The following is a 21,506-nucleotide window of genomic DNA, read 5'->3' as shown; positions in this document are numbered from 1 at the left end:
TCCGGCTTTGGGAAAAGATCGTGTTCACAAGAAAAGATGACCATGCATAAACTCGAACGCCTCCTGCGCCCGAAATCGATCGCTGTCTTTGGCGGGGCACAGGCCGCCACCGTCGTGGCGCAATCGATCAAGATGGGCTTTGCCGGCGAGATCTGGCCGGTGCATCCGACCAAGGACGAGGTCGCCGGCCGCAAGGCCTACCGCTCCGTCGCCGACCTGCCCGGCGCGCCGGATGCCGCTTTCGTCGGCGTCAACCGCCATCTCACCATCGAAGTCGTGAAGGCGCTGGCCGAGCGCGGCGCCGGCGGCGCCGTGTGCTTTGCCGCCGGCTTCCTCGAGACCGAGGCCTATGACGAGGACGGCGAGCGGCTGCAGGCCGAGCTTGTCGCCGCCGCAGGCCAGATGCCGATCATCGGCCCGAACTGCTACGGCCTGATCAACTATGCCGACGGCGCGCTGCTGTGGCCCGACCAGCATGGCGGCATCAGGTTGGCGGACGGCGGCAAGGGCGTCGCCATCATCACCCAATCGTCAAACATCGCCATCAACATGACGATGCAGAAGCGAGGCCTGCCGATCGCCTTCCTGATGACGGCCGGCAACCAGGCGCAGACGGGCCTTTCCGAAATGGCGCTCGGCCTGATCGAGGACGAGCGCGTCACCTCGCTCGGAATGCATATCGAGGCTTTCGACTCGGTAGCCGGCTTCGAGAAGCTCGCCGCGCGGGCGCGCGAGCTGAAGAAGCCGATCATCGCTATGAAGGTCGGCCGCTCGGAGCAGGCAAGGCAGGCAACCGTCTCGCACACCGCCTCGCTCGCCGGCTCGGACGCGGCGTCGGGCGCATTCCTGAAGCGGCTCGGCATCGCGCGGGTCGATTCCATTCCGGCCTTCATCGAGGCGCTGAAGCTGCTGCACGTCACCGGGCCGCTGCCCGGCTACAAGCTGTCGTCGATGAGCTGCTCCGGCGGCGAGGCTTCCGTAATGGCCGATAGCGCCGAAGGACGCTGGGTGCATTTCCCGACGCTGAGCGCCGAGCATCGCGCGCATGTCAAATCGACGCTCGGGCCGCTGGTCGCGGTCGCCAATCCGCTCGATTATCACACCTTCATCTGGAACAACGAGCCGGCGATGACCGCCACCTTCACCGCCATGGTGTCGGGCGGCTTCGACCTCAACATGCTGGTGCTCGACTTCCCGCGCCCCGATCGCTGTTCGGACACGGATTGGTGGGCGACGCTGCGCGCCTTCGAGGCGGCGCTGAAGACCAACAGGGCGCAAGGCGCGATCGTCTCCTCGCTGCCGGAGAACCTGCCGGAGGAATACACCGCCGGCCTGATGGCGCGCGGCATGGTGCCGTTGTTCGGCATCTCGGAGGCTATGGACGCCGCCCAGGCCGCCGCCTTCATCGGCTGGGCCTGGCGCGAGCCGCAGGCGCAGCCGGTCGACACCACGGCTGCCGGCGCATCCGAGGCCAAACGCGTGACGCCCGACGAAGCGGAGGCCAAGGAGAGGCTGATCAAGGCCGGCCTGCCGGTGCCGAAGGGCGAACGCGGCAGCAGCGCGGTCGAAGCGGTGATTTCGTCCATGACGCTCGGCTTTCCTGTCGCGCTGAAGGCGCTGGGCGTTACCCACAAGTCGGAAGTCGGCGCGGTGCGGCTGAACCTCAAGGACGCCGAATCCGTCAGCGCCGCGGCGCATGACCTATTGCCGCTCGGCACCGGGCTTTATGCCGAGCGCATGGTGCGCGACGGCGTCGCCGAACTGATCGTCGGCTTCACCCGCGATCCGATGTTCGGCGTGGTGATGACGCTCGGCACTGGCGGCGTGCTGGTCGAGCTGTTGCGCGACAGCGTGACCCTGATGCTGCCGGCGACGCGGGACGACATCGAGGCGGCGCTGCGAGGACTGAAGCTCTATCCGCTGCTCGAAGGCTATCGCGGCCGCCCGAAGGCCGACGTCAAGGCGGCCATCGACGCCATCGCCGGCATTGCCGACTTCGTGCAGAAGAATGAAGGCGAGATCGAAGAGCTCGACATCAACCCGCTGATCGTCTGCGCCGAAGGCAAGGGCGCCTGGATCGCGGACGCGCTGCTGGTGCTTGGAGAAAAGAAGAATGGCTGACGTCATCACCACCCGTCGCGAGGGCACCATCCTCGAAGTCACGCTCGACCGGCCGAAGGCCAACGCCATCGATCTGAAAACCTCGCGGCTGATGGGTGAGACCTTCAAGGCGTTCCGCGACGATCCGGACCTGCGCGTCGCCATCGTCAAGACGACCGGCGACAAGTTCTTCTGCGCCGGCTGGGACCTGAAAGCCGCCGCCGGCGGCGATGCGGTCGACGGCGACTATGGCGTCGGCGGCTTCGCCGGACTGCAGGAGCTGCGCGATCTCAACAAGCCGGTGATCGCCTGCGTCAACGGCATGGCGGTGGGCGGCGGCTTCGAGCTGGCGCTATCCTGCGACCTCATCTACGCCTCCGACCATTCCTCCTTCGCCCTGCCCGAGATTCGCGCCGGCACGCTGGCCGACGCCGCCACCATCAAGCTGCCGAAGCGCATCCCCTATCATGTCGCCATGGATCTCCTCCTCACCGGCCGCTGGATGGACGTGGCGGAGGCGCATCGCTGGGGCCTGGTCAACGAGGTGCTGCCCAAGGAAAAGCTCGAGGACCGCGTCTGGGAGGTCGCGCGGCTCTTGGCCAGCGGCCCGCCACTGGTCTTCGCGGCGATCAAGGAAACGGCGCGGGTGGCCGAGGCGCTGACCTTCCAGGATGCGATGAACAAGGTGACGCGGCGCCAGTTGGCGACCGTCGATATCCTCTACGGTTCCGAGGACAACATGGAAGGGTTCCGCGCGTTTGCGGAAAAGCGCGACCCGGTGTGGAAGGGGAGGTGACTCTGCCTTACCCTCCCCTTGATGGGGAGGGTCGGACCGAAGGTCCGGGGTGGGGTGAAACGCCGCCGCCCCCACCCGCCGCTTCGCGGCGACCTCCCCCATCAAGGGGGAGGTAGGGAGTGCCCATGACCGACTACAAAACCCTGATCGACGCCGAGACCTGGGCCTTCATCGAGAAGACCAACTCCTATTATCCGCCTGACACGATCGACCACACGATCGAAGAGCAGCGCGCGATCTACGACCGGATGTGCCGGGAGTTCTTTGCCGGCTACCCCGACGGCGTGACGACGGAAACGACGGCCATCGCCTCCCCCACCGGCAGCATTCCGATCCGCATCTATCGCAACGCGGAGCCGAACAAGGCCGCGATGGTGCTCTATATGCATGGCGGCGGCTTCATCCTTGGCGGGCTGGACAGCCATGACGATGTCTGCGCGGAGCTTTGTGCCCGCACCGGTTATGAAGTGGTCTCGGTCGACTATCGCCTGGCGCCGGAGCACCTGCATCCGGCCGCCTTCGACGACGCCATGAACGCCTTCGAATGGGCCGCCAGGACCTATGACCGCCCCGTCGTGCTTTGCGGCGACAGCGCCGGCGGCAGCCTCTGCGCGGCCGTCGCGCATGCGACGCGCGGCCATGCGAAGAAGCCGGCCGGCCAGATGCTGATCTATCCAAGGCTCGGCGGCGACCGCTCGCGAGGCTCCTATGTCACGCATGCCGAAGCGCCGATGCTAACGGTGCGCGACCTCGACTTCTACAAGCATATCCGCACCGGCGGCATGGACCGGACCGGCGACATCACCCTCTACCCGCTCGCCGACGCCGATTTCGCCTATTTGCCGCCGACGGTGCTGATCACCGCCGAGTGCGACCCGTTGTCGTCCGACGGCGAGGCCTATCGCGACCGTATCGTCGCGGCCGGCGGATACGCCACCTGGTTCGAGGAGCCGGGCCTGGTGCACGGTTATCTCAGGGCCCGGCACATGGTCGGCCGGGCACGGACCAGCTTCACCCGCATCGTCGAGGCGGTATCGGCGCTCGGCCGAGGCGACTGGATCTGGTAACTCCTAGCGGGCGGAGGCGCTTTCCGCTCCGCTATCCTCCCATGAACCTTTCCACGCCGGCCAGCGACTGACGGGTCAGGCGCCGCAATGGTGCGGCCCGGAAAGGGAAAGCCCCATGACCAGAAACCCAGAGACTTCGCGGTCTCCGGGAACACCGAAAGTCCAGCGCGATCACCGCCTTCGGGACGAGGTCGACGCGCTGGGCTTCCGGCTGATTCCGTTGACCCTGCATAGGAGCCGGCGTATCGTCGGGCAGAGGAAAGCAGACAATTCGATCAGGGAAGAACGTGCCGCAACGCCGCGCCTTGCCCTGGTCGGCGCGGTAGGACCGGACGTTCCTTCCAGCGGCTTCGGGGGGGTTCAATGTCTGGCTCGTTCGTGCCCACGCGCGCAACCCGTTTGCGCCGCGCAATCAAGGCAACCAGCGGAATTCTTGCTTTGGCATTGAGCGCCGGTCTCTGGTTCGGCAGGGTCGCCCAGGCACAGGAAACCCAGATCATCTATCCAGGCTCGATGGCGGTCACCGGCTTCCCCGGCACCGTGATCCCTAATTTCGACTCTGCCGATTCCGAAACGGCGGGCCTGCCTCCCGGCGTCGATCCGGTTGACGAGACTTTCATCGACACGTCTCGAGCATCTTTGCGTATTTTCGACGTCTCGCATCTCGGCGGCCCGGCCTCGGGCCAGCTCGTCTTCACGCCGCCGCCCTTCGAAGTGACAGCCGGCCAGATCGGCGAGGTGTTCGGCCTGACCTATGACGACGGTGTGCGCGATGGCGTGCCGTCGGGCATTCCCAACCTCTATGCCGCGGCGACGTCGCTGCATGGCGTCGAGATCGTGACGCCGGACGCCGACAGCGACGGACGTCCTGAGCGGCAGCACCGCGGCACCGCCGGCGCCACCTTCATGGACGGACAGTTCGGCACCGAGAATGGCGGCGGCCCGGGCACGATCTGGAAGATCGACGGTATTTCTGGCGCTGTCTCCAAATTCGCCGACATCGACACCAACAGCGGCCCCGGCATCGGCAACCTGGCCTTCGACCCCATCCACCGCCAGTTCTTCGCCTCGGACCTCGACACCGGCCTGATCCACCGCATCGACGCCAATGGCCATCTGATCGACACGTTCGATCATGGCGTTGCCGGGCGTCCGGCGCATGGGCTTGCCCCCGTCGCCGACGATGGCGCCGTCATGGATATCCAGGGCGCCGCCTTCGATGCGGAAGACCCCGAGAGCTGGGGTTATACGCAGGACGAGCGCCGTGTCTGGGCGGTCTCCTTTCATGGTGGCCGGCTCTATTATTCGGTCGGCGAAAAATCCGAGATCTGGTCGGTCGGCATCGCGCGCGACGGCAGGTTCGCCGGCGATCCGCGCTGGGAACTGACGGTCCAGGCCGACAAGGATTATGCCGTCACCGACATCGCCTTCGACAACAAGGGCTTCATGTATCTCGCCCAGCGCGGCCCGGTCGAAAACCGATACGATTACAGCCGCTTCGCCGATTCCGGCAAAGGCGAGCTGCTCCGCTACTGGCGCGAGGACCCGGACGATCCGGCGACGGAATCGGCCTGGGTCGAGGTGCCGCAGGAATATGCGGTCGGCTTCCCGCAAGGCAATCGCCAGTCGGCCGGCGGCGTCGACCTGCAGTACGGCTATGACGCTGAAGGCAATCTCGACACCTCGGTGTGCACCGACGCCGTCGTCAACACCGGCGACAAGTTGCGCGACAATCCCGAGCTTGCCGAGCGGCTCGCCGCCGGCGGGCCGCTTGCGGTGCATGGCGTCCAGCTGACGTCGAGCGCGCTGGTCAAACCGGCCAACGTGCCGCCTTTCGGCTCCTGGTTCGTCGATTTCGACGGCTATTTCGAGGACCCTGAGGTCGAAGGCCGTGTCGGCGACGTCCGGGTCTGGCGCCCCTGCGAGGGTCGCGCCGGCTATTATGAGGAAATCCCGGGCGGCGGCTATCTGCCTCCGTTCTACCCGCCGGACTTCCCGCCGCCGGGCAACCTGCCGCCCTGCGTGGATATCGAGGACGTGCATTATTACTGCACGCCGCGCGGACTCCAGGCCGATCTCTATCTCCATGACCACGCCGGCTTTGGCGGCGATTCGATCAAGGCGCAGTCCAGGACGCCCGGCGTCGGGGTGACAACCTCCATGTCGCACGTTCCGGGCAAGCCCTACACGATCGGCATCACCGGCCATTACCCTGGCGACACCGTCAATGTCGGGCTCTGCATCTACAGGAAGTCCGACCAGGACAAGGGTGGCTACTACCCTTGCTGCAAGATGACGCTGCCGCTCAGGACGCCAGCCGTCAGCTGCGAACGTTGAGGGAGGGACAGATGAGCAATCTCGCCCTTTCCCGCCTCGCTTCGCGCAATCTGAAAACCGTCATGGAGACGATCATGAAACCCCTGTCAAATGCCAGGCGCGGCGCGCGCTGGCTGATGGCGGCCGGTGTCGCGGTCGCCATCATGCCGGCCTTGCCGGCGCTTGCCGAGGACACCGCCCCGGCCAAGCTCATGGAAGCTGCTGGGCCGGAACCCCGGCTCGACCTGGAGAACCCGCGCGTCGTCAATCCCGAACCCGGCCGCATCGTGCCCTTCTTCACCAAGACGGGCGGCCAGCGAAGCTGCGACTACGTCTTCTACACATTGAATTTCGGCCTGCGCGGCAATGCGCAAGCCTTCGCCAATCCCTTGCTTGCCAATGCGCTGAAGAGCACCAGGATCGAGTTCAAAGACCAGCTTCCGCATGGCCTGCAGGTCGTCAGCGTGCATGTAAGCGGCGACGGCACGGATGCCGGCGGTGGCGCACTGCCGGCGGCCACGATCGGCAGTTCGGCAGACCCGAACGACACGGCGACGGTTTCCGATTTCCGCATCTCCGCCGACGATCTCGATGGCTCCGGCGCGCCGAACGAACGCGTCATCACTTTCCAGATCCTGGCCAAGATCGACCATGCGGCGTTTCCTTCGCCGGCCAATGTCGACAACCAGGGCGTGATCAAAGTGGGTGCCGGCACGGGCACGATCATCCCCTCGCAGGACCCAAGCAAGCCGGATGACGGCGATTTCCTCACCGGCGCGAAGACGACGATCCGCATCGACGTCACCAAGTGCAACCCGCCGCCTCCGCCTCCCGGCAAGGAATGCTTCAAGGTCGAACGCGGCACCGTCGATTGCGTGCCCGGCGGCGGCGCCTTCATCTACCACATGCCGGTCGGCCCGGAGATGAGCGGCAAGTGGGTGCAGGTGTCGACGACGACGCCCGGCATCACCATCGTTCCCGACACGCAACTGGTGCCGGCGGGCGGCGGGGTGCTGAACTGGAAGATCATCGGCGCCTCGCCGGGCGATGTCATCCATCTGGTCGTCACCGGCATCGAAACCTATGCCGGCCCGAAGGAAGGCTGGGGACTGTGCTGCACGCAGACGATCGACATCGTCATTCCGCGCGACCTGAGATGTCCACCTGAACGGCAGCCCGACCTCAAGGTCGAGAAAAGGGCCGACGTGCCGCGTTGCACGATGGCCGGCGGCTGCGACTTCACCATCACCGTCACCAATGTCGGCGACGCGCCCTATAACGGCAAGATCGTGCTCGACGAGGTGACGCTGCCGGCCGGCTCAGTGCTGACTTCAGGGCCGAACGCACCCTGGGTCTGCGTGCCCGGAACGACGCCGATGACCTGCACCTATCCGGTGACGACGCTCAACCCCGGCGCGTCCGTCAACCTCAAGCTCGGCTTCAAGCCGGCTGGCGGATGGCAGGGCAGCGTGCTGCGCAACTGCGCCGCCTACGACTACCAGGCCAGCGGCAAGCCGCTGTTCGGCAGCCAGGTCAACGACCGCGGCTGCGCGTCGATCCCGATCTGCCGCCGCGGCGACCGCGACCCGCAGTGCCAGCCTCCGGTCGAGAAGAAGGTCGACCTGATCCTGAAGAAGCGCGCCCGCATTCCGGTCTGCACGCCGGACGGCGTCTGCACTTTCGTGATCGACATCATCAACAACGGCACCAATACCTATAACGGGCCGTTGACGGTGACCGACAACTATCCTGGCGGCGCGCCGGCTTCCTCGACCTTCGGGCCGAGTCCGCCCTGGACCTGCGGACCGAACGGCCCCGGCCAGTTCCGCTGCGACAATGCCGGCATCTCGCTGCCTCCGGGCGCGTCGACGCCGATCGTCGTCAAAGCGGTGATGCCGGCAAACTACCGGCCGGCCACGGTGGAGAACTGCGCCGAGGTGAAGCCCATTCCCGGCGAGGTCGACCTCGCCAACAACAAGGCCTGCGCGACCGAACGCATCCGCCATCCGAATGGCGGCCAGCCCGGCATGCGCATCGCCAGGACGTGCGACGGCTCACTCGCCGGTGCCGCCGCGGTTTCCTGCCGCATCACCGTCACCAATGCCGGTATCGCCGCCCCCACGGGTCCGGTGCGCGTGAGCGATGCCGCCGTGCTGGTGTCGGGCGGAACGCCTGTCCAGATCCAGACAGTCACCCCGGACGGGGCGGAATGGAGTTGCGGACAGGTGCCTGCCAACGCGCTGTCCTGCCAGATTCCCGGCGCCGTGATGACACCCGGAACCAGCCGGCACTTCGACGTGACTGTGAGCGGCAATGGCGCGTTCGAAAACTGCGCGCGCGGCTCCTATGGGCCGGCGCCAGGCGACGACATCGTCTACCCGATCGGGCAGGCCTGCGCGAAGGGCGGCGGCGCCTCGACCATCCGTGTCGAGAAGACCGGCGATGCCCAGTGCCAGCCGGGAGAACCCTGCTCGTTCGAGATCACCATCACGAATGACGGGCCGAACCCCTTCTCCGGTCCGGTCCGCATCGGCGATGCGATCGGCGTGGAAGGGCTAGGCCGACTTGAGGGCGTGCAGATCACCTCGATCGACCCACCCTTCGGCTGCTCGCCCGAACCGGCGACGCTGCCGGCGTCCTGCATCGCCAACCTGACGCTGGGGGCCGGCGAGAGCCACTCGCACCATGTCACCGTAATCCTTCCCGAGGATGGGCGTCTCGCCAACCTGCAGGGTTCGGTCAACGGGCAAAACTGCGTCGGCGTGCTCTCTCCGAACACGCCGGTTGAGGGTGGTGGCGACCTGCTGTCGCGCGATTTGACCAATGTCCAGGGCGATCGCGGCAGGGCCTATGCGTGCCATCCCTTCACCATCAGGCATGAGGTGAAGAACCAGTGCTCGGACGGGCTGGTGCTCAACGCGGCCGGCCGCTGCGCCTGCCCCGACGGCACCACCTTCCGCAACGGCCAGTGCAAGGGTGGCGGCACCAAGCTGCTGCCTCTCCCGCCACCGCCGCGCTGCGTCCTTTTGCAGGGCCAGATCCGCACGGCGGACGGACGCTGCGTCTGCCCGCGCGGCACCAACCTGGAAAACGGCAGATGCGTGCGGGGCGAGGAACCGCAGTGCACGCTGCGTTCCGGCCAGTATCGCGACCAGGACGGCAACTGCGTGTGCCGCCGTGGCGAGTTGGTGAACGGCGTGTGCCAGGTCGTTCCGACCAAGTGCAGGGTGCGCGGCGCCGTGCCGACCACGGACGGAAATGGCTGTATCTGCCCGGACGGCACGCATCTCGACCGGGTTGCCAAGGCCTGCGTGCCCGACCGGCAGCCGCCGGGCCAGTGCCGCATCCGCGGTCAGTTCCGCAATGGCGACGGAGAGTGCGTCTGCCCGAGCGGTACGGAAGTCCGTGACGGTGCCTGCCGGCCGAGCGTGTCGAGGCAGTGCCCGATCCGCGGCCAGGTGCGCGACGTCAACGGCAACTGCACCTGCCCGGACGGGCTGGAAGTGCGCGGCAGGGCCTGCCAGCGGCCGAAGCCGACGCAGGAGCAGTGCAGCATCCGCGGCCAGGTCCACAACAAGCGGGGCGACTGCGTCTGCCCGCGAGGAACCGAGGTTCGCGACGGCGCCTGCCGCAAGCCGCAGCAGGAATGCGCGCCGGGCTCGCGCTTCATCGACGGGCAGTGTCAGCCAGTGCTGATCAAGCGCTGCCCGGTCGGCACCACGGGGCGCTTCCCGAACTGCACGCCGATCCGTCGGCGGCCGGGCATCGAGATCAACCCCGGCATTCTGCTCAACCCGAACGTGCTGCAGCAACTGGTGCCGCAGCGCCAGCCGCGACGTGTGCTGCAGGATCCGGCGGGCGCAAACATCCAGAACTTCAAGCCGTAATCCCTACGGCTGAAGACGAAACCCGCCGGCGCGATCCGGCGGGTTTTCTTTTCCACATCGAAGATGGCCTCTTGGGCAAACAGGCCGATGGACCTGTCGAAAACGTGCTTCCCCTCGGCTGGATCATGGTCTAGGCAATCGCCCTGACAGGCGCGACTGCGCGCACAGGACTGCCGGGAGAATTTGCCCCATGAGCAAGAAAACCCTGATCGCACCATCGGTGCTGGCTTCGGATTTTTCGAAGCTGGGCGACGAGGTCGAGGCTGTAGCGGCAGCCGGCGCGGACTGGATCCATCTCGACGTGATGGATGGCCATTTCGTGCCCAACATCACCTTCGGCCCGCCGGTGATCAAGGCGATCCGCAATCGCACCAAGGCCTTCTTCGACTGCCATCTGATGATTGCGCCGGCCGATCCTTACCTGGCAGCCTTCGCCGAAGCCGGCTGCGACGGCATGACGGTGCATGCCGAGGCCGGACCGCATCTCGACCGCTCGCTGCAGACGATCAAGAGCCTCGGCAAGAAGGCCGGCGTCTCGCTCAATCCGGCGACGCCGGAAACGGCGATTGAATATGTGCTCGACCGGCTCGATCTGATCCTGATCATGACCGTCAATCCGGGTTTCGGCGGGCAGGCGTTCATACCGGCGATCGTCGACAAGGTGAAACGGGTGAAGACGCTGATCGGCAGCCGGCCGATCCGCATCGAGATCGATGGTGGCGTCTCGGCCGAAACAGCGCCGCTGGTGACCGCGGCCGGCGCCGATGTGCTGGTCGCTGGCGCCGCCGTCTTCAAGGGCGGCAGCGTCGATGCCTACAGGGCAAATATCGAGGCGATCCGTTCAGCGGCCGACAGGGCCGCCAGTTAAAACGCATAGTCGCCGCACTTCTCGCGGGGGTTGTGCAGTTGGACCTCCCGTTGAACAGGCGCTCAATGTATCAAGTTGCCTATGCACGTCAGCTTTTTCTGCACGGACTTACTTTGGCGCCCAAATAGACCGGCCACCTTGTCTTAAAGTCGAATACCGTCATCTTCCGCTTGAGGCGGCAATGCCCAGCTGTATGATACATGTACGGGTAATTGCTTCGCCGCGGGGCCCTGGCAAAACAGGGGCAAGCAACAGGAGTTAAGTTGACATACGGAAACGCCGATCCGGGCGAAGGCAAGGGTGTGAAGAAGGGCACACTGGCCAGTTCGGTCTACCAGCAACTCCGCGAAGACCTGCTGCGCGGGGCGCTGGAAACTGAAACCAAGCTGCGTGTCGAATGGGTCGTTTCCCGCTATGGCGCCGGCGCCTCGCCGGTGCGCGAGGCGCTCAACCGATTGGCCGCTGAGGGCTTGCTTGGTCGTCACGACCAGCGCGGCTTCTTCCTGATGCCGGTCAGTGCTGCGGAACTGGAGGAATTGACGCGCACGCGCTGCTGGCTGGAGGAGCGGGCGCTGCGCGAATCGATTGCTCACCGCACCGCCGAATGGGAGGAACAGCTGGTGCTGGCTCTGCACCGCCTGGCGCGCGCCGAGCGTCGCCTGCCGGAAGACCCCTCGACCAACAATCCGGAATGGGAGAAACTGCACCGGGCCTTCCACCGCGCGCTGATCGCCGCCTGCCGCTCGCACTGGCTGATCGGCTTCTGCGAACAGCTTTCCGACCAGGCTTCGCGCTACCGGCTGATCGCGCAAAACACGCCGGGAACGGGACGCGACGATCTTGGCGAGCATCGCATCATTGCCGAGCGCGCCCTGGATGGCGACGCCGACGGCGCGGTCGAGGCGCTGCTCAATCATTACCGCCTCACCGCTGCGATGTGCATGGAACGCCTTGCCCAGGGCCATGATCCGAGGGCCGGCGGCGGCAGGACCGCGCGCAGCCGCAAATAGCTTGCAATAACCCTTCCGCCGCATTGCCGACGGAAGGCTACGGCGAAGTCGCCGAGCGTAACCGCTGTGCGGTTTTCCTGGAATTGCGCCTCTTTGTTTACGCAATTCCGGTGGGAAACGACCACGCAGTTTTCCCGGAATTGCTCTGGCCAGCAAATCTGGTATTCGCTCGGGCGAGGCTTGTGCCATCGGGTTCGCCCTGAGGACGTTCCATGACCAATCATCTCTTCGGCGCCTTCCGTTCCCGCATGCCGGCGCCCGGCCGACTGCTGATGGAGACGGATGACGGCCGTTCGATCACCTATGGCGACATGCTGGCCAAGTCCGCGCAACTGGCGCATGCGCTGGCACAGGCGGGCGTCGAGCCCGGCGACCGGGTCGCCGTTCAGGTCGAGAAAAGCCCGGAGGCGGTGTTGCTTTATCTCGCATCCTTACGCGCCGGCGCGGTCTTCCTGCCGCTCAACACCGCCTACACGCTGCCGGAGCTCGACTATTTCTTCCGCGACGCCGAGCCGAGACTGATCGTATGCGATCCGGACCGTCTGGCCGGCGTCGAATCGCTTGCTGCGTCGATCGGCGCCACGACGCTCACGCTCGGCCGCGACGGGCAGGGAACGCTTGCCCGCCAGGCTTCGCGGCAGGCGACGGAATTCAGCGACGTCGCCCGGGGGCCGGACGACCTTGCCGCCATCCTCTACACTTCCGGCACGACCGGCCGTTCCAAGGGCGCCATGCTCAGCCACGAGAACCTTGCTTCCAATGCCCGCGTTCTGGTCGATTGTTGGCGCTTCAGCACCGATGACGTGCTCATCCATGCGCTGCCGATCTTCCACACGCACGGCCTGTTCGTCGCCACCAACGTCATCCTGATGGCCGGGGCGAAAATGCTGTTCGAACAGAAATTCGACCCCACGCGCATCCTGTCGCTGATGCCGCGCGCGACGGCTTTGATGGGCGTGCCGACCTTCTATGTGCGGCTGCTGCAGCAGGACGGCCTGACCCACGACACGGCCAAGGCCATCCGGGTCTTCATCTCCGGCTCGGCGCCGCTGCTCGCCGAGACGCACAAGGCCTGGCGCGAGCGTACCGGCCACGCCATCCTCGAGCGCTACGGCATGACCGAGACCAACATGAACACGTCCAACCCCTATGACGGCGAGCGGCGCGCCGGCACGGTCGGCTTCCCCTTCCCCGGTGTCTCGCTGCGCATCACCGATCCCGACACGGCCAAGCCGCTGGCCAAGGGCGAGATTGGCATGATCGAGGTCAAGGGACCGAACGTCTTTGCCGGCTATTGGCGCATGCCGGAGAAAACCAGAGCGGAATTCCGGGACGACGGGTTCTTCATCACCGGCGATCTCGGGCTGATCGACGCCGACGGCTATGTCCATATCGTCGGACGCGGCAAGGACCTGATCATCTCGGGCGGCTACAACGTCTACCCGAAGGAAATCGAAAGCGAGATCGACGCGCTCGACGGAGTCAGCGAAAGCGCCGTGGTCGACGTCGCCCATCCGGACTTCGGCGAAGGTGTTACGGCGGTCGTGGTGCGCAAGCCGGGATCGGCGATCAGCGCCGCCGACATTATCGCCGCCATCTCCGGAAGGCTGGCGAAATACAAGCATCCTAAGCAGGTGATCTTCGTCGACGAACTGCCGCGCAACACGATGGGCAAGGTGCAGAAGAATGTGCTGCGTGAGATGTACAAGGATATCTACGCCAAGCCGGCTAATAATAACGCGTCGTCATCCTAGGGCGGAGCAAGGAGCGAAGCGACGCGCGCAGACCCTAGGATCCATGCCGTTACGCTAAGGCGTTGCAACGGTTAGAGAATTCTGCACCGTTGCGCCCTTCGGCGATGTCACGGAATGGATCCTCGGGTCTACGCGCCCGCTGAGCTCCCGCTCCGTGGATGACGAAACCGGAGGGGTTCCGACCCGGTCGCAGCGAGGCCTACGCAAACACCTTCTTGCCGCCGATCCATACCTTCCTGACGTCCAGGTCCTCCGACAGGGCGACAATGTCGGCGGCGGTGCCATTGGCGAAGCGGCCGCGGCGATGGGCCTGGCCGATCGCCTCGGCGGGATAGAGCGAGGCCATGCGCAAGGCCTCGTCGAGCTCGAGCCCAACGACGCGATGGACGAAGCGCACGGCCGAGATCATGTCGAGGTCGGCGCCGGCCAGCGTGCCGTCGGCAAGCCTCAGGCTCCCATCCTTGCGGTAGATGGTGCGCCCGTTGAGCGTGAACGAAGTCATGTCGGTGCCGATGGTCGCCATGGCGTCGGTGACGAGCACGATCTTGCCTGGCCCCTGCTTGCCGCGCAGCGCAAGGATCATCGTCGCGGGATGAACGTGGATGCCGTCGGCGATGATGCCGGCGTACAAGCCGCCGGTGTCGATCGCCGCGCCCGCCAGACCCGGCTCGCGATTGCCGATCTGGCTCATGGCGTTGAACAGATGCGTGACGACCGTCGCGCCGGCACCGGCGAAGGCGCTGGCCGTCGAATAGTCGGTGTCGCTGTGACCGAGGCTGACGACGACGCCGGCCTTGGCCAGCGCCTCGACGCGGGCCGGCTCGACCGATTCCGGCGCGATGGTGGTGAGCAGCACGGGAAGCTCTTTGCGCGCCGCGATCAACGCCGCCTGGTCGGCATCCGTCATCGGCCGGATCAGCGCCGGATCATGCGCGCCCTTGCGGGCTATCGAGAGATGCGGCCCTTCGAGATGCAGGCCGAGGAAGCCCGGCACCTTTTCCCGGGTCGCCTCGGCGCCGGCGGTGATGGCGGCAGCGGTGATCGCCGGCGTGTCGGTGATCAGCGTCACCAGCAGCGCCGTGGTGCCGAAGGGCGCATGCGCACGGCAGATGGTTTCGATGGAGGCGACATCAGGATGGTCGTTGAGCATGACGCCGCCGCCGCCATTGACCTGGATGTCGACGAAACCGGGCACCAGCAGGCCGCCGCCGGTCTCGACCGCCGAAACGCCGGACGGAATGGCGCCGACGGGCAGAATGGCCTCAACCACGTCACCATTGACGACAAGGGCTGAGTTGTCATGCCAGTCGGCGCCGTCGAAGATGCGAGCGCCGGTGAGTGCGAAACGGTCGCTCATACGGTTTCCGTCACCTTACGCAAATTGCGCGGCGCATCCGGATCGAGGCCGCGATGGCGGGCGAAGGCCTCGACGAAGCCGTAGAAGGACACAATCAGCGGCAGCGGATCGGTCAGCGGATGGCCCGTCGCGACATGCGGCAGCAATCTGGCGGCTTTCGCCTTGTCGGACGTGACGAACGCGGCGGCGCCCTTGGCCGTCAACGCGTCAGCCGCCTCGGCGACCGAGGGTTCGGATGCATCGCGGGCGGCAAGCGCCAGAACCGGGAACCCCGGCCCGACCAGCGCCAGCGGCCCATGCATGACCTCGGCGGCGCTGTAGGCCTCTGCATGCATGGCGCAGGTCTCCTTGAATTTCAGCGCCGCCTCGCTGGCGATCGCGAAGGACGGGCCACGGCCAAGGATGAACAGTGATAGCGGGTTTTCCAGCGCCGCGGCGAGCGCCATCCAGTCGCAGGCGATCGCCTTTTCGAAATGCCCGGGCAGGCCGGCGAGCGCCCGAAGCAATGACTGGTCGTCGGTGGCGTGCGCCATCAGCGCGAGGCCGGCGACCGCCGAATTGACGAAGGTCTTGGTGGCCGCGACGCTGCGTTCCGGCCCCGCCAGGATATCAATGGAATAGTCCGAGGCGCGCGCCAGCGGCGAGTCGGCGGTATTGGTGATGGCGACGGTCAGTGCTCCGCCGGCCCTTGCCGTTTCGGCCATCGTGACGATGTCGGGGCTTTTGCCCGACTGCGAGATCGCCAGGCAGGCGGAGCCACGCAGCCTGAGCTTGGCGCCGTAGATGGAAGCAATCGACGGCCCGACGGAAGCGACCGCAAGGCCGGCCGTCAGCTCCACGGCGTATTTCATGAAGGTCGCGGCATGGTCGGACGAGCCGCGCGCCACGGTGACGACGAAATGGGGGTCGCGCTCGCGCAGGCCGCGTCCTGCCTCGGCCAGCACCGAAGCCGAGCCGTCGAGCAAGCGGGCGGCAGCTTCAGGGATCTCATCGATCTCGCGCCGCATATGGGTGGTGGTTGCGCTCATGGGCGGATCTCCTCTCCCGGTCCGGTCAGCCGGAGTTCCGCGACGAAATCATAGGCGTCGCCCCTGTAGACCGAGCGGGTGAACTCGATCACCTTGCCGCTCGCCAGATAGGAAATGCGCTCGATCTGCAGACCGGCAACCCCCGAAGGCACTTCGAGCAGGCGCGCATCGGCGTCGCCAAGATTGGTGGCGGAGATACGCTGCACGGCGCGCACCGGGCGATTGCCGGTCATGCCGAGCGCCGCATAAAGCGAAGAGCCGACCGCTTCGGGATCCGGCAGCACGCTGGCGGACAGCGCCGCGCGCTCGATCGCCAGCGGCGTGTCGTCGGCGATGCGCAGGCGCGCGACACGCGCCACCAGTTCGGTCGAAGACAGGCCAAGCACCATCATCTCGTCCGGCGACGGGGCATAGAGCCCGCGGTCGAGCCAGACCGAGCGAACGGTCATGCCGCGGCGCGCCATGTCCTCGGTGAACGAGGTGAGCCGGGACAGGGATTGCTCGACGCGCTCCATGCGCGGCGCGACGAAAGTGCCGGAGCCGTGGCGCTGGACGAGGATGCCGCCCTTGACCAGGTCCTGCACCGCCTTGCGCACGGTGACACGCGAGATATCGGCCTTGCTGGCGATGTCGCGCTCGGACGGCAGCGCGTCGCCGGGGCCGATCAGGCCACGATTGACCGCTTCCTCGATGCTGCGCCTGAGCTGCAGGTAAAGCGGCGCGCCGCTCTGCGAGGATTCTTTCAGCATGGCGAAGATCTGGTCGGCGGCGCTCATCGCGACGCCTCCGGCAGCATGGCGAAGATCTTGTCGGCGGCGCTCATCGCGACGCCTCCGGCAGCATGGCGAAGATCTGGTCGGCGGCGCTCATCGGGCGGCCTCCGAACCCCTGGCGAAGATCCGCACGGCCATTTGGACAGCGCCGCCGAGCGCATCGTCGAGCGGGGCCTTCAGCAGCGCCTGATAGCGTGCCGACAGACGCGGCGCATAAAGCGGCGCCAAGCCGCCGAGCAGGCAAAGCGGAGCACCGTCGGCAAGATCGAGCGCGCCGAGCGAAGCCTCGACATCGGCCACCGCCTTGTCGAGGATCCAGTTGGCGACGAGGTCGCCCTTTTCGGCATGCTCGAAGACTTTTGGTGCGAAGCCGCCGAAATCGCCAGGCTTGGCGTTGGTGGTGAATTCGACCACGTCCTCGGGATTGTTGCGGAAGACGGCGAGCATGGCGTCCGTCAGGGGCGAGCCGGGACGGATGCCGTCATAGGCAAGCAGCGTCTGTTCGAGCAGGTCGCGGCCGATGCGGGCGCCGCTGCCCTGGTCGCCGACCTGGAATCCCCAGCCGCCGATGGCGCGCGACTTGCCGCCTTTACGCGCCATATAGGCCGTGCCGGTGCCCAGAATGGCCATGGCGCCGTCGCCGGAACCGACCGCGCCTTCAAGCGCGATCTCGGCGTCGGTTTCGACACGGCTCCTGCTGAAAGGCAGGATCGCCTCGAGCTGCTGCCGGTAGGTGCCGACATTGGCACCGGCGAGGCCGAGAATGGCCGGCGTCCGCGGGATCAGCTCCGGATCCTTGCCGGCGGCGAGGAAAGCCTGCCTTGCCGCCTCGACGATGTTGGCGCGGGCGCCGGTGAGGTCGGTGCGGATGTTGGCGGCGCCGCTCTTGGCACGGCCGACGACAGCACCGTCGACGGTCGCAAGGGCCGCCCTGCAGCTGGTGCCGCCGCCATCGATGCCAAGTACGAAGTTCACACGATTTCTCCTCGATCCCAATAATACCAATAAAATACCAATAGCCAAGGGTTAATTTCGGTTTCAAAAAAGATTAAGCCGTATTTTATTGAAAAATCACGGTAATTTGCCGACAGGTGAGTTCCGGCGCCCGAAAAGCGTTAATGCGTGTGGACAAGTGGTATTTTTTTGGTATTGTTCCCTCAGTTGGAGGACAACGGATGGCCGAGACGCGCACGGAAGCGCTCCACCAAAATGCCGAGGGACTGGATGTCCAGGCCCCGGAAGCCATTCTGTCGTTCCTGGCCAATGCCCAGATCGAGGCCGCCAAGGCCGTGCACGGGGCCATCCCGGCGATCGCCACCGCCGCTGAACTCATCGCCAGGCAACTGAAGAGCGGCGGCAAGCTTGCCTATGCGGCAGCCGGCAGCTCCGGCTTGATGGCGGTGGCCGATGCGCTGGAATTGCCCGGCACCTTCGGCATTGCGCGCGACCGCATCGCCATCCTGATCGCCGGCGGCGACGAAGCCTTCCGCGCGCTGGCGGGCGGACCGGAGGACGACACCGAGGAAGCATCGGCGGCCGTTGCGGCAGCCGATATCGGTAAGGGCGACTGCCTGATCGCCGTCTCCGCCAGCGGCTCGACCCCTTATGCGGTGCAGGCGCTGCAGGACGCGCGCCGCCGCGGCGCGGCGACCATCGCGATCGCCAACAACCAGGGCGCCGCGCTGTTCAAGCAGGCCGACGTGGCGATCCTGCTTGAAACGCCGCCGGAGCTGATCGCCGGCTCGACGCGCATGGGTGCCGGCACCGCGCAGAAGATCGCGCTCAACATGCTTTCGACGCTTGCCGCCATCCATCTCGGCCATGTCCATGACGGCTACATGGTCAACCTCACCGCCGACAACATCAAGCTGCGCGACCGCGCCGTGCGCATGGTCGCCGCCATCAGCGGCCGCAGCCGCGACGACGCCGCCCGACTGCTCGAAGAAAGCGGTGGCGTCGTCAAAACCGCCATTCTGCTCGCCGCAGGCGCCACCAGCGCCGACGCGGCCGAGAAGATACTGGAAGGAACCGGCCACAAGCTCAGGCCGGCGCTTTCCGCGATCGAGGGGAGCAAGGGGCGCTGAGCCTCTGTTCTCATCAAAACCGAACCTGAAAAAGGTCAACAGGGAGACTGAAGATGAAGACCAAACTACTGACGGCCCTTCTGCTCGGCACGAGTATCCTCGCCACCACCGGGATGGCTCTGGCCGAGGACGTAACGCTCAACATCGAAAGCTGGCGCGGCGACGACCTGACCATCTGGAAGGACAAGCTGATCCCGGCCTTCGAAGCCAAGAACCCCGGCATCAAGGTGGTGTTCGCGCCCTCGGCCCCGACCGAGTACGACGCAGCCCTCGGCGCCAAGCTCGCCGCCGGCTCGGCAGGCGACCTGATCACCTGCCGCCCCTTCGACAAGTCGCTCGAATTGTTCAAGAAGGGCAACCTCGCCGACCTCACCTCGCTGCCCGGCATGGACAACTTCTCGCCGGTCGCCAAGGCCGCCTGGCAGACCGACGACGGCAAGTCGAGCTTCTGCGTGCCGATGGCTTCGGTCATCCATGGTTTCATCTACAACAAGGACGCCTTCGACAAGCTCGGCCTCAAGGTGCCGACCACGGTCGACGAGTTCTACGCCGTGCTCGACAAGATCAAAGCGGACGGCACCTACATTCCGATGGCCATGGGCACGAAGGACCTCTGGGAAGCCGCGACCATGGGCTATCAGAATATCGGCCCGAACTATTGGAAGGGCGAGGAAGGCCGCCAGGCGCTGATCAAGGGCGAGCAGAAGCTGACCGATGCCGACTGGGTCGCGCCCTACAAGGAACTGGCCAAGTGGAAGCCTTATCTCGGCGACGGCTTCGAGGCGCAGACCTATCCGGACAGCCAGAACCTGTTCACGCTCGGCCGTGCCGCCATCTATCCGGCCGGCTCGTGGGAGATCGGCCTGTTCAACACCCAGGCGCAGTTCAAGATGGGCGCCTTCCCGCCGCCCGTGCAGAAGGCTGGCGACACCTGCTACATCTCCGACCATACCGACATCGGCATGGGCCTGAACGCGGCATCGAAGCATCCGGAAGAAGCCAAGAAGTTTCTGTCATGGGTCGCTTCGCCCGACTTCGCCACCATCTACGCCAACGCGCTGCCTGGCTTCTTCAGCCTGAACAGCACGCCGGTGAAGATGGAAGACCCGCTGGCGCAGGAATTCGTCTCCTGGCGCGGCAAGTGCAAGTCGACGATCCGCTCGACCTACCAGATCCTGTCGCGCGGCACGCCGAACCTCGAGAACGAGACCTGGGTTGAATCGGCCAATGTGATCAACGGCACCGACACGCCGGAAGCCGCGGCCAAGAAACTGCAGGACGGCCTCGACAGCTGGTACAAGCCGGCGAAGTAAGCACGCTGATGCCGGCCGGGCGCGAGCCCGGCCGGCACTCAAACAGTCCCAGATAGCGATTGTCGGCGCCGCCTCTCGGTCTTACCCTTTTGCGGGGAAGACGGAGCCGATCTGTCGCTGGCCTTGTCTGCCCTCTGAAGGGGACGATCAGGCCGCGCATCGAGGCATCAACTAGCATCATCCGACCTGGAACCGAGAGACGGCGGGGGACCGAACTCATGGCCGCAGAACCACGACCGAAAAGACCGATACGCTGGCACATCGCCGTGTTCCTGGCGCCTGCGGTGCTCGTCTACACGGCCATCATGATCCTGCCGCTCGCCGGCACGCTGCAGCTCTCCTTGTTCCGAAACATCGAGCAGAGCCAGGTGTTCGTGGGCTTGAGCAATTTCCGCATGCTGTTCGGCGATCCCAACTGGTCGGTGAATTTCTGGAATGCGCTGCGCAACAACGTCTGGTTCTTCATCATCCACATGCTGGTGCAGAACCCGATCGGCGTGTTGCTGGCGGCGCTTTTGTCCAGTCCGCGGCTGCGCTTTGCCGCCTTCTACCGCACCGCGATCTTCGTGCCGACGATCCTGTCCTTCGTCATCGTCGGCTTCGCCTGGAAGCTGATCCTGTCGCCGATCTGGGGCGTGGCGCCGCATCTGATGGATTTCGTCGGATTGAAGAGCTTTTTCACGCCGTGGCTCGGCAAGGAGCAGTATGCACTGACCGCGCTCAGCCTCGTCTCGGTCTGGCAGTTCGTCGGCATCCCGATGATGCTGATCTATGCGGCGCTGCTGTCGATCCCCGACGAGGTGATCGAGGCGGCCGAATGCGACGGCGTCACCGGCATGGCGCAGTTCTGGAAGATCAAGCTGCCGCTGATCCTGCCTTCGATCGGCATCATCTCGATCCTGACCTTCGTCGGCAATTTCAACGCCTTCGACCTGATCTACACGGCGCAAGGGGCATTGGCCGGTCCGAACTATTCGACCGACATTCTCGGCACCTTCCTCTACCGCGCCTTCTTCGGTTTCCAGTTGCAGGTCGGCGACCCCAACATGGGCGCGGCGATCGCCACGATGATGTTCCTGATCATCCTCGGCGGCGTCTGCGTCTACCTGTTCCTCGTGCAGACGCGCCTGCGTCGCTACCAGTTCTGAGGCGC

15 protein-coding genes are annotated in these 21,506 nt (G+C 65.7%); 11 read left to right on the top strand and 4 right to left on the bottom strand.

Translation table 11 applies throughout. From position 1 onward, the window contains the following. Positions 1 to 42: 42 nt before the first annotated feature. From F3H96_RS00960 to F3H96_RS00925, 8 genes are all read left to right on the top strand, one after another. Positions 43 to 2,121 carry an acetate--CoA ligase family protein gene (locus F3H96_RS00960; RefSeq protein ID WP_149790632.1) on the top strand — a complete coding sequence of 693 codons (2,079 nt, stop codon included), beginning with the start codon at positions 43 to 45 and terminating at the stop codon, positions 2,119 to 2,121. Beyond that, entirely contained in the window at positions 2,114 to 2,896 is a 783-nt protein-coding gene (locus F3H96_RS00955) for a carnitinyl-CoA dehydratase (protein ID WP_149790068.1), read from the top strand. Before F3H96_RS00960 ends, F3H96_RS00955 begins: the two co-directional genes overlap by 8 nt. A gap of 125 nt (positions 2,897 to 3,021) precedes the next feature. After that, the gene (locus tag F3H96_RS00950; protein ID WP_149790067.1) at positions 3,022 to 3,963 is read left to right on the top strand and encodes an alpha/beta hydrolase; all 942 of its coding nucleotides are present in this window, start codon (positions 3,022 to 3,024) and stop codon (positions 3,961 to 3,963) included. Between the two features lie 363 nt (positions 3,964 to 4,326). Next, positions 4,327 to 6,300: a hypothetical protein gene (locus F3H96_RS00945; protein ID WP_149790066.1), complete on the top strand. Its 1,974-nt coding sequence runs from the start codon at positions 4,327 to 4,329 to the stop codon at positions 6,298 to 6,300. A gap of 11 nt (positions 6,301 to 6,311) precedes the next feature. After that, a complete protein-coding gene (locus tag F3H96_RS00940) occupies positions 6,312 to 10,166 on the top strand; it encodes a DUF11 domain-containing protein (protein ID WP_149790065.1) in 3,855 nt (1,284 codons plus the stop codon). A 190-nt stretch (positions 10,167 to 10,356) separates the two neighbouring features. Beyond that, positions 10,357 to 11,034 (top strand): ribulose-phosphate 3-epimerase, encoded by a 678-nt coding sequence (rpe, locus tag F3H96_RS00935; protein WP_149790064.1) that lies wholly within the window; start codon positions 10,357 to 10,359, stop codon positions 11,032 to 11,034. Between the two features lie 263 nt (positions 11,035 to 11,297). Beyond that, positions 11,298 to 12,044 carry a GntR family transcriptional regulator gene (locus tag F3H96_RS00930; RefSeq protein ID WP_149790063.1) on the top strand — a complete coding sequence of 249 codons (747 nt, stop codon included), beginning with the start codon at positions 11,298 to 11,300 and terminating at the stop codon, positions 12,042 to 12,044. Positions 12,045 to 12,256: 212 nt separating this feature from the next. Then, positions 12,257 to 13,798 carry a malonyl-CoA synthase gene (locus F3H96_RS00925; protein ID WP_149790062.1) on the top strand — a complete coding sequence of 514 codons (1,542 nt, stop codon included), beginning with the start codon at positions 12,257 to 12,259 and terminating at the stop codon, positions 13,796 to 13,798. 199 nt (positions 13,799 to 13,997) lie between these two features. On the opposite strand, the gene nagA is transcribed toward F3H96_RS00925, so the two are convergent. From nagA to F3H96_RS00905, 4 genes are all read right to left on the bottom strand, one after another. After that, positions 13,998 to 15,155, bottom strand: coding sequence for an N-acetylglucosamine-6-phosphate deacetylase (gene nagA, locus F3H96_RS00920; protein WP_149790061.1), 1,158 nt, complete (start codon positions 15,153 to 15,155; stop codon positions 13,998 to 14,000). Then, positions 15,152 to 16,183 carry an SIS domain-containing protein gene (locus F3H96_RS00915; protein ID WP_149790060.1) on the bottom strand — a complete coding sequence of 344 codons (1,032 nt, stop codon included), beginning with the start codon at positions 16,181 to 16,183 and terminating at the stop codon, positions 15,152 to 15,154. Before F3H96_RS00915 ends, nagA begins: the two co-directional genes overlap by 4 nt. Continuing rightward, entirely contained in the window at positions 16,180 to 16,959 is a 780-nt protein-coding gene (locus F3H96_RS00910) for a GntR family transcriptional regulator (protein WP_149790059.1), read from the bottom strand. Before F3H96_RS00910 ends, F3H96_RS00915 begins: the two co-directional genes overlap by 4 nt. A 90-nt stretch (positions 16,960 to 17,049) precedes the next feature. Next, entirely contained in the window at positions 17,050 to 17,931 is an 882-nt protein-coding gene (locus F3H96_RS00905; protein ID WP_149790058.1) for an N-acetylglucosamine kinase, read from the bottom strand. Between the two features lie 200 nt (positions 17,932 to 18,131). Between F3H96_RS00905 and F3H96_RS00900 the strand changes: the two genes are divergently transcribed. The 3 genes from F3H96_RS00900 to F3H96_RS00890 all read left to right on the top strand — a co-directional run bounded on the left by F3H96_RS00900 (position 18,132) and on the right by F3H96_RS00890 (position 21,501). Beyond that, the gene (locus tag F3H96_RS00900) at positions 18,132 to 19,040 is read left to right on the top strand and encodes an N-acetylmuramic acid 6-phosphate etherase (protein WP_149790057.1); all 909 of its coding nucleotides are present in this window, start codon (positions 18,132 to 18,134) and stop codon (positions 19,038 to 19,040) included. A 53-nt stretch (positions 19,041 to 19,093) separates the two neighbouring features. Continuing rightward, complete coding sequence (locus F3H96_RS00895; RefSeq protein ID WP_149790056.1) at positions 19,094 to 20,353, top strand: ABC transporter substrate-binding protein; 1,260 nt, start codon at positions 19,094 to 19,096, stop codon at positions 20,351 to 20,353. Between the two features lie 218 nt (positions 20,354 to 20,571). After that, on the top strand, positions 20,572 to 21,501 hold the full coding sequence (locus tag F3H96_RS00890) for a sugar ABC transporter permease (protein WP_149790055.1): 930 nt from the start codon (positions 20,572 to 20,574) through the stop codon (positions 21,499 to 21,501). The last annotated feature ends 5 nt before the right edge of the window (positions 21,502 to 21,506 follow it).

Origin of the sequence: Mesorhizobium sp. NFR06 (assembly GCF_900115245.1) — a bacterium.
Taxonomy (GTDB): Bacteria; Pseudomonadota; Alphaproteobacteria; order Rhizobiales; family Rhizobiaceae; genus Mesorhizobium.
The sequence above is the reverse complement of the archived record's forward strand: the minus strand, read 5'-3'. Positions and strand labels throughout refer to the sequence as shown.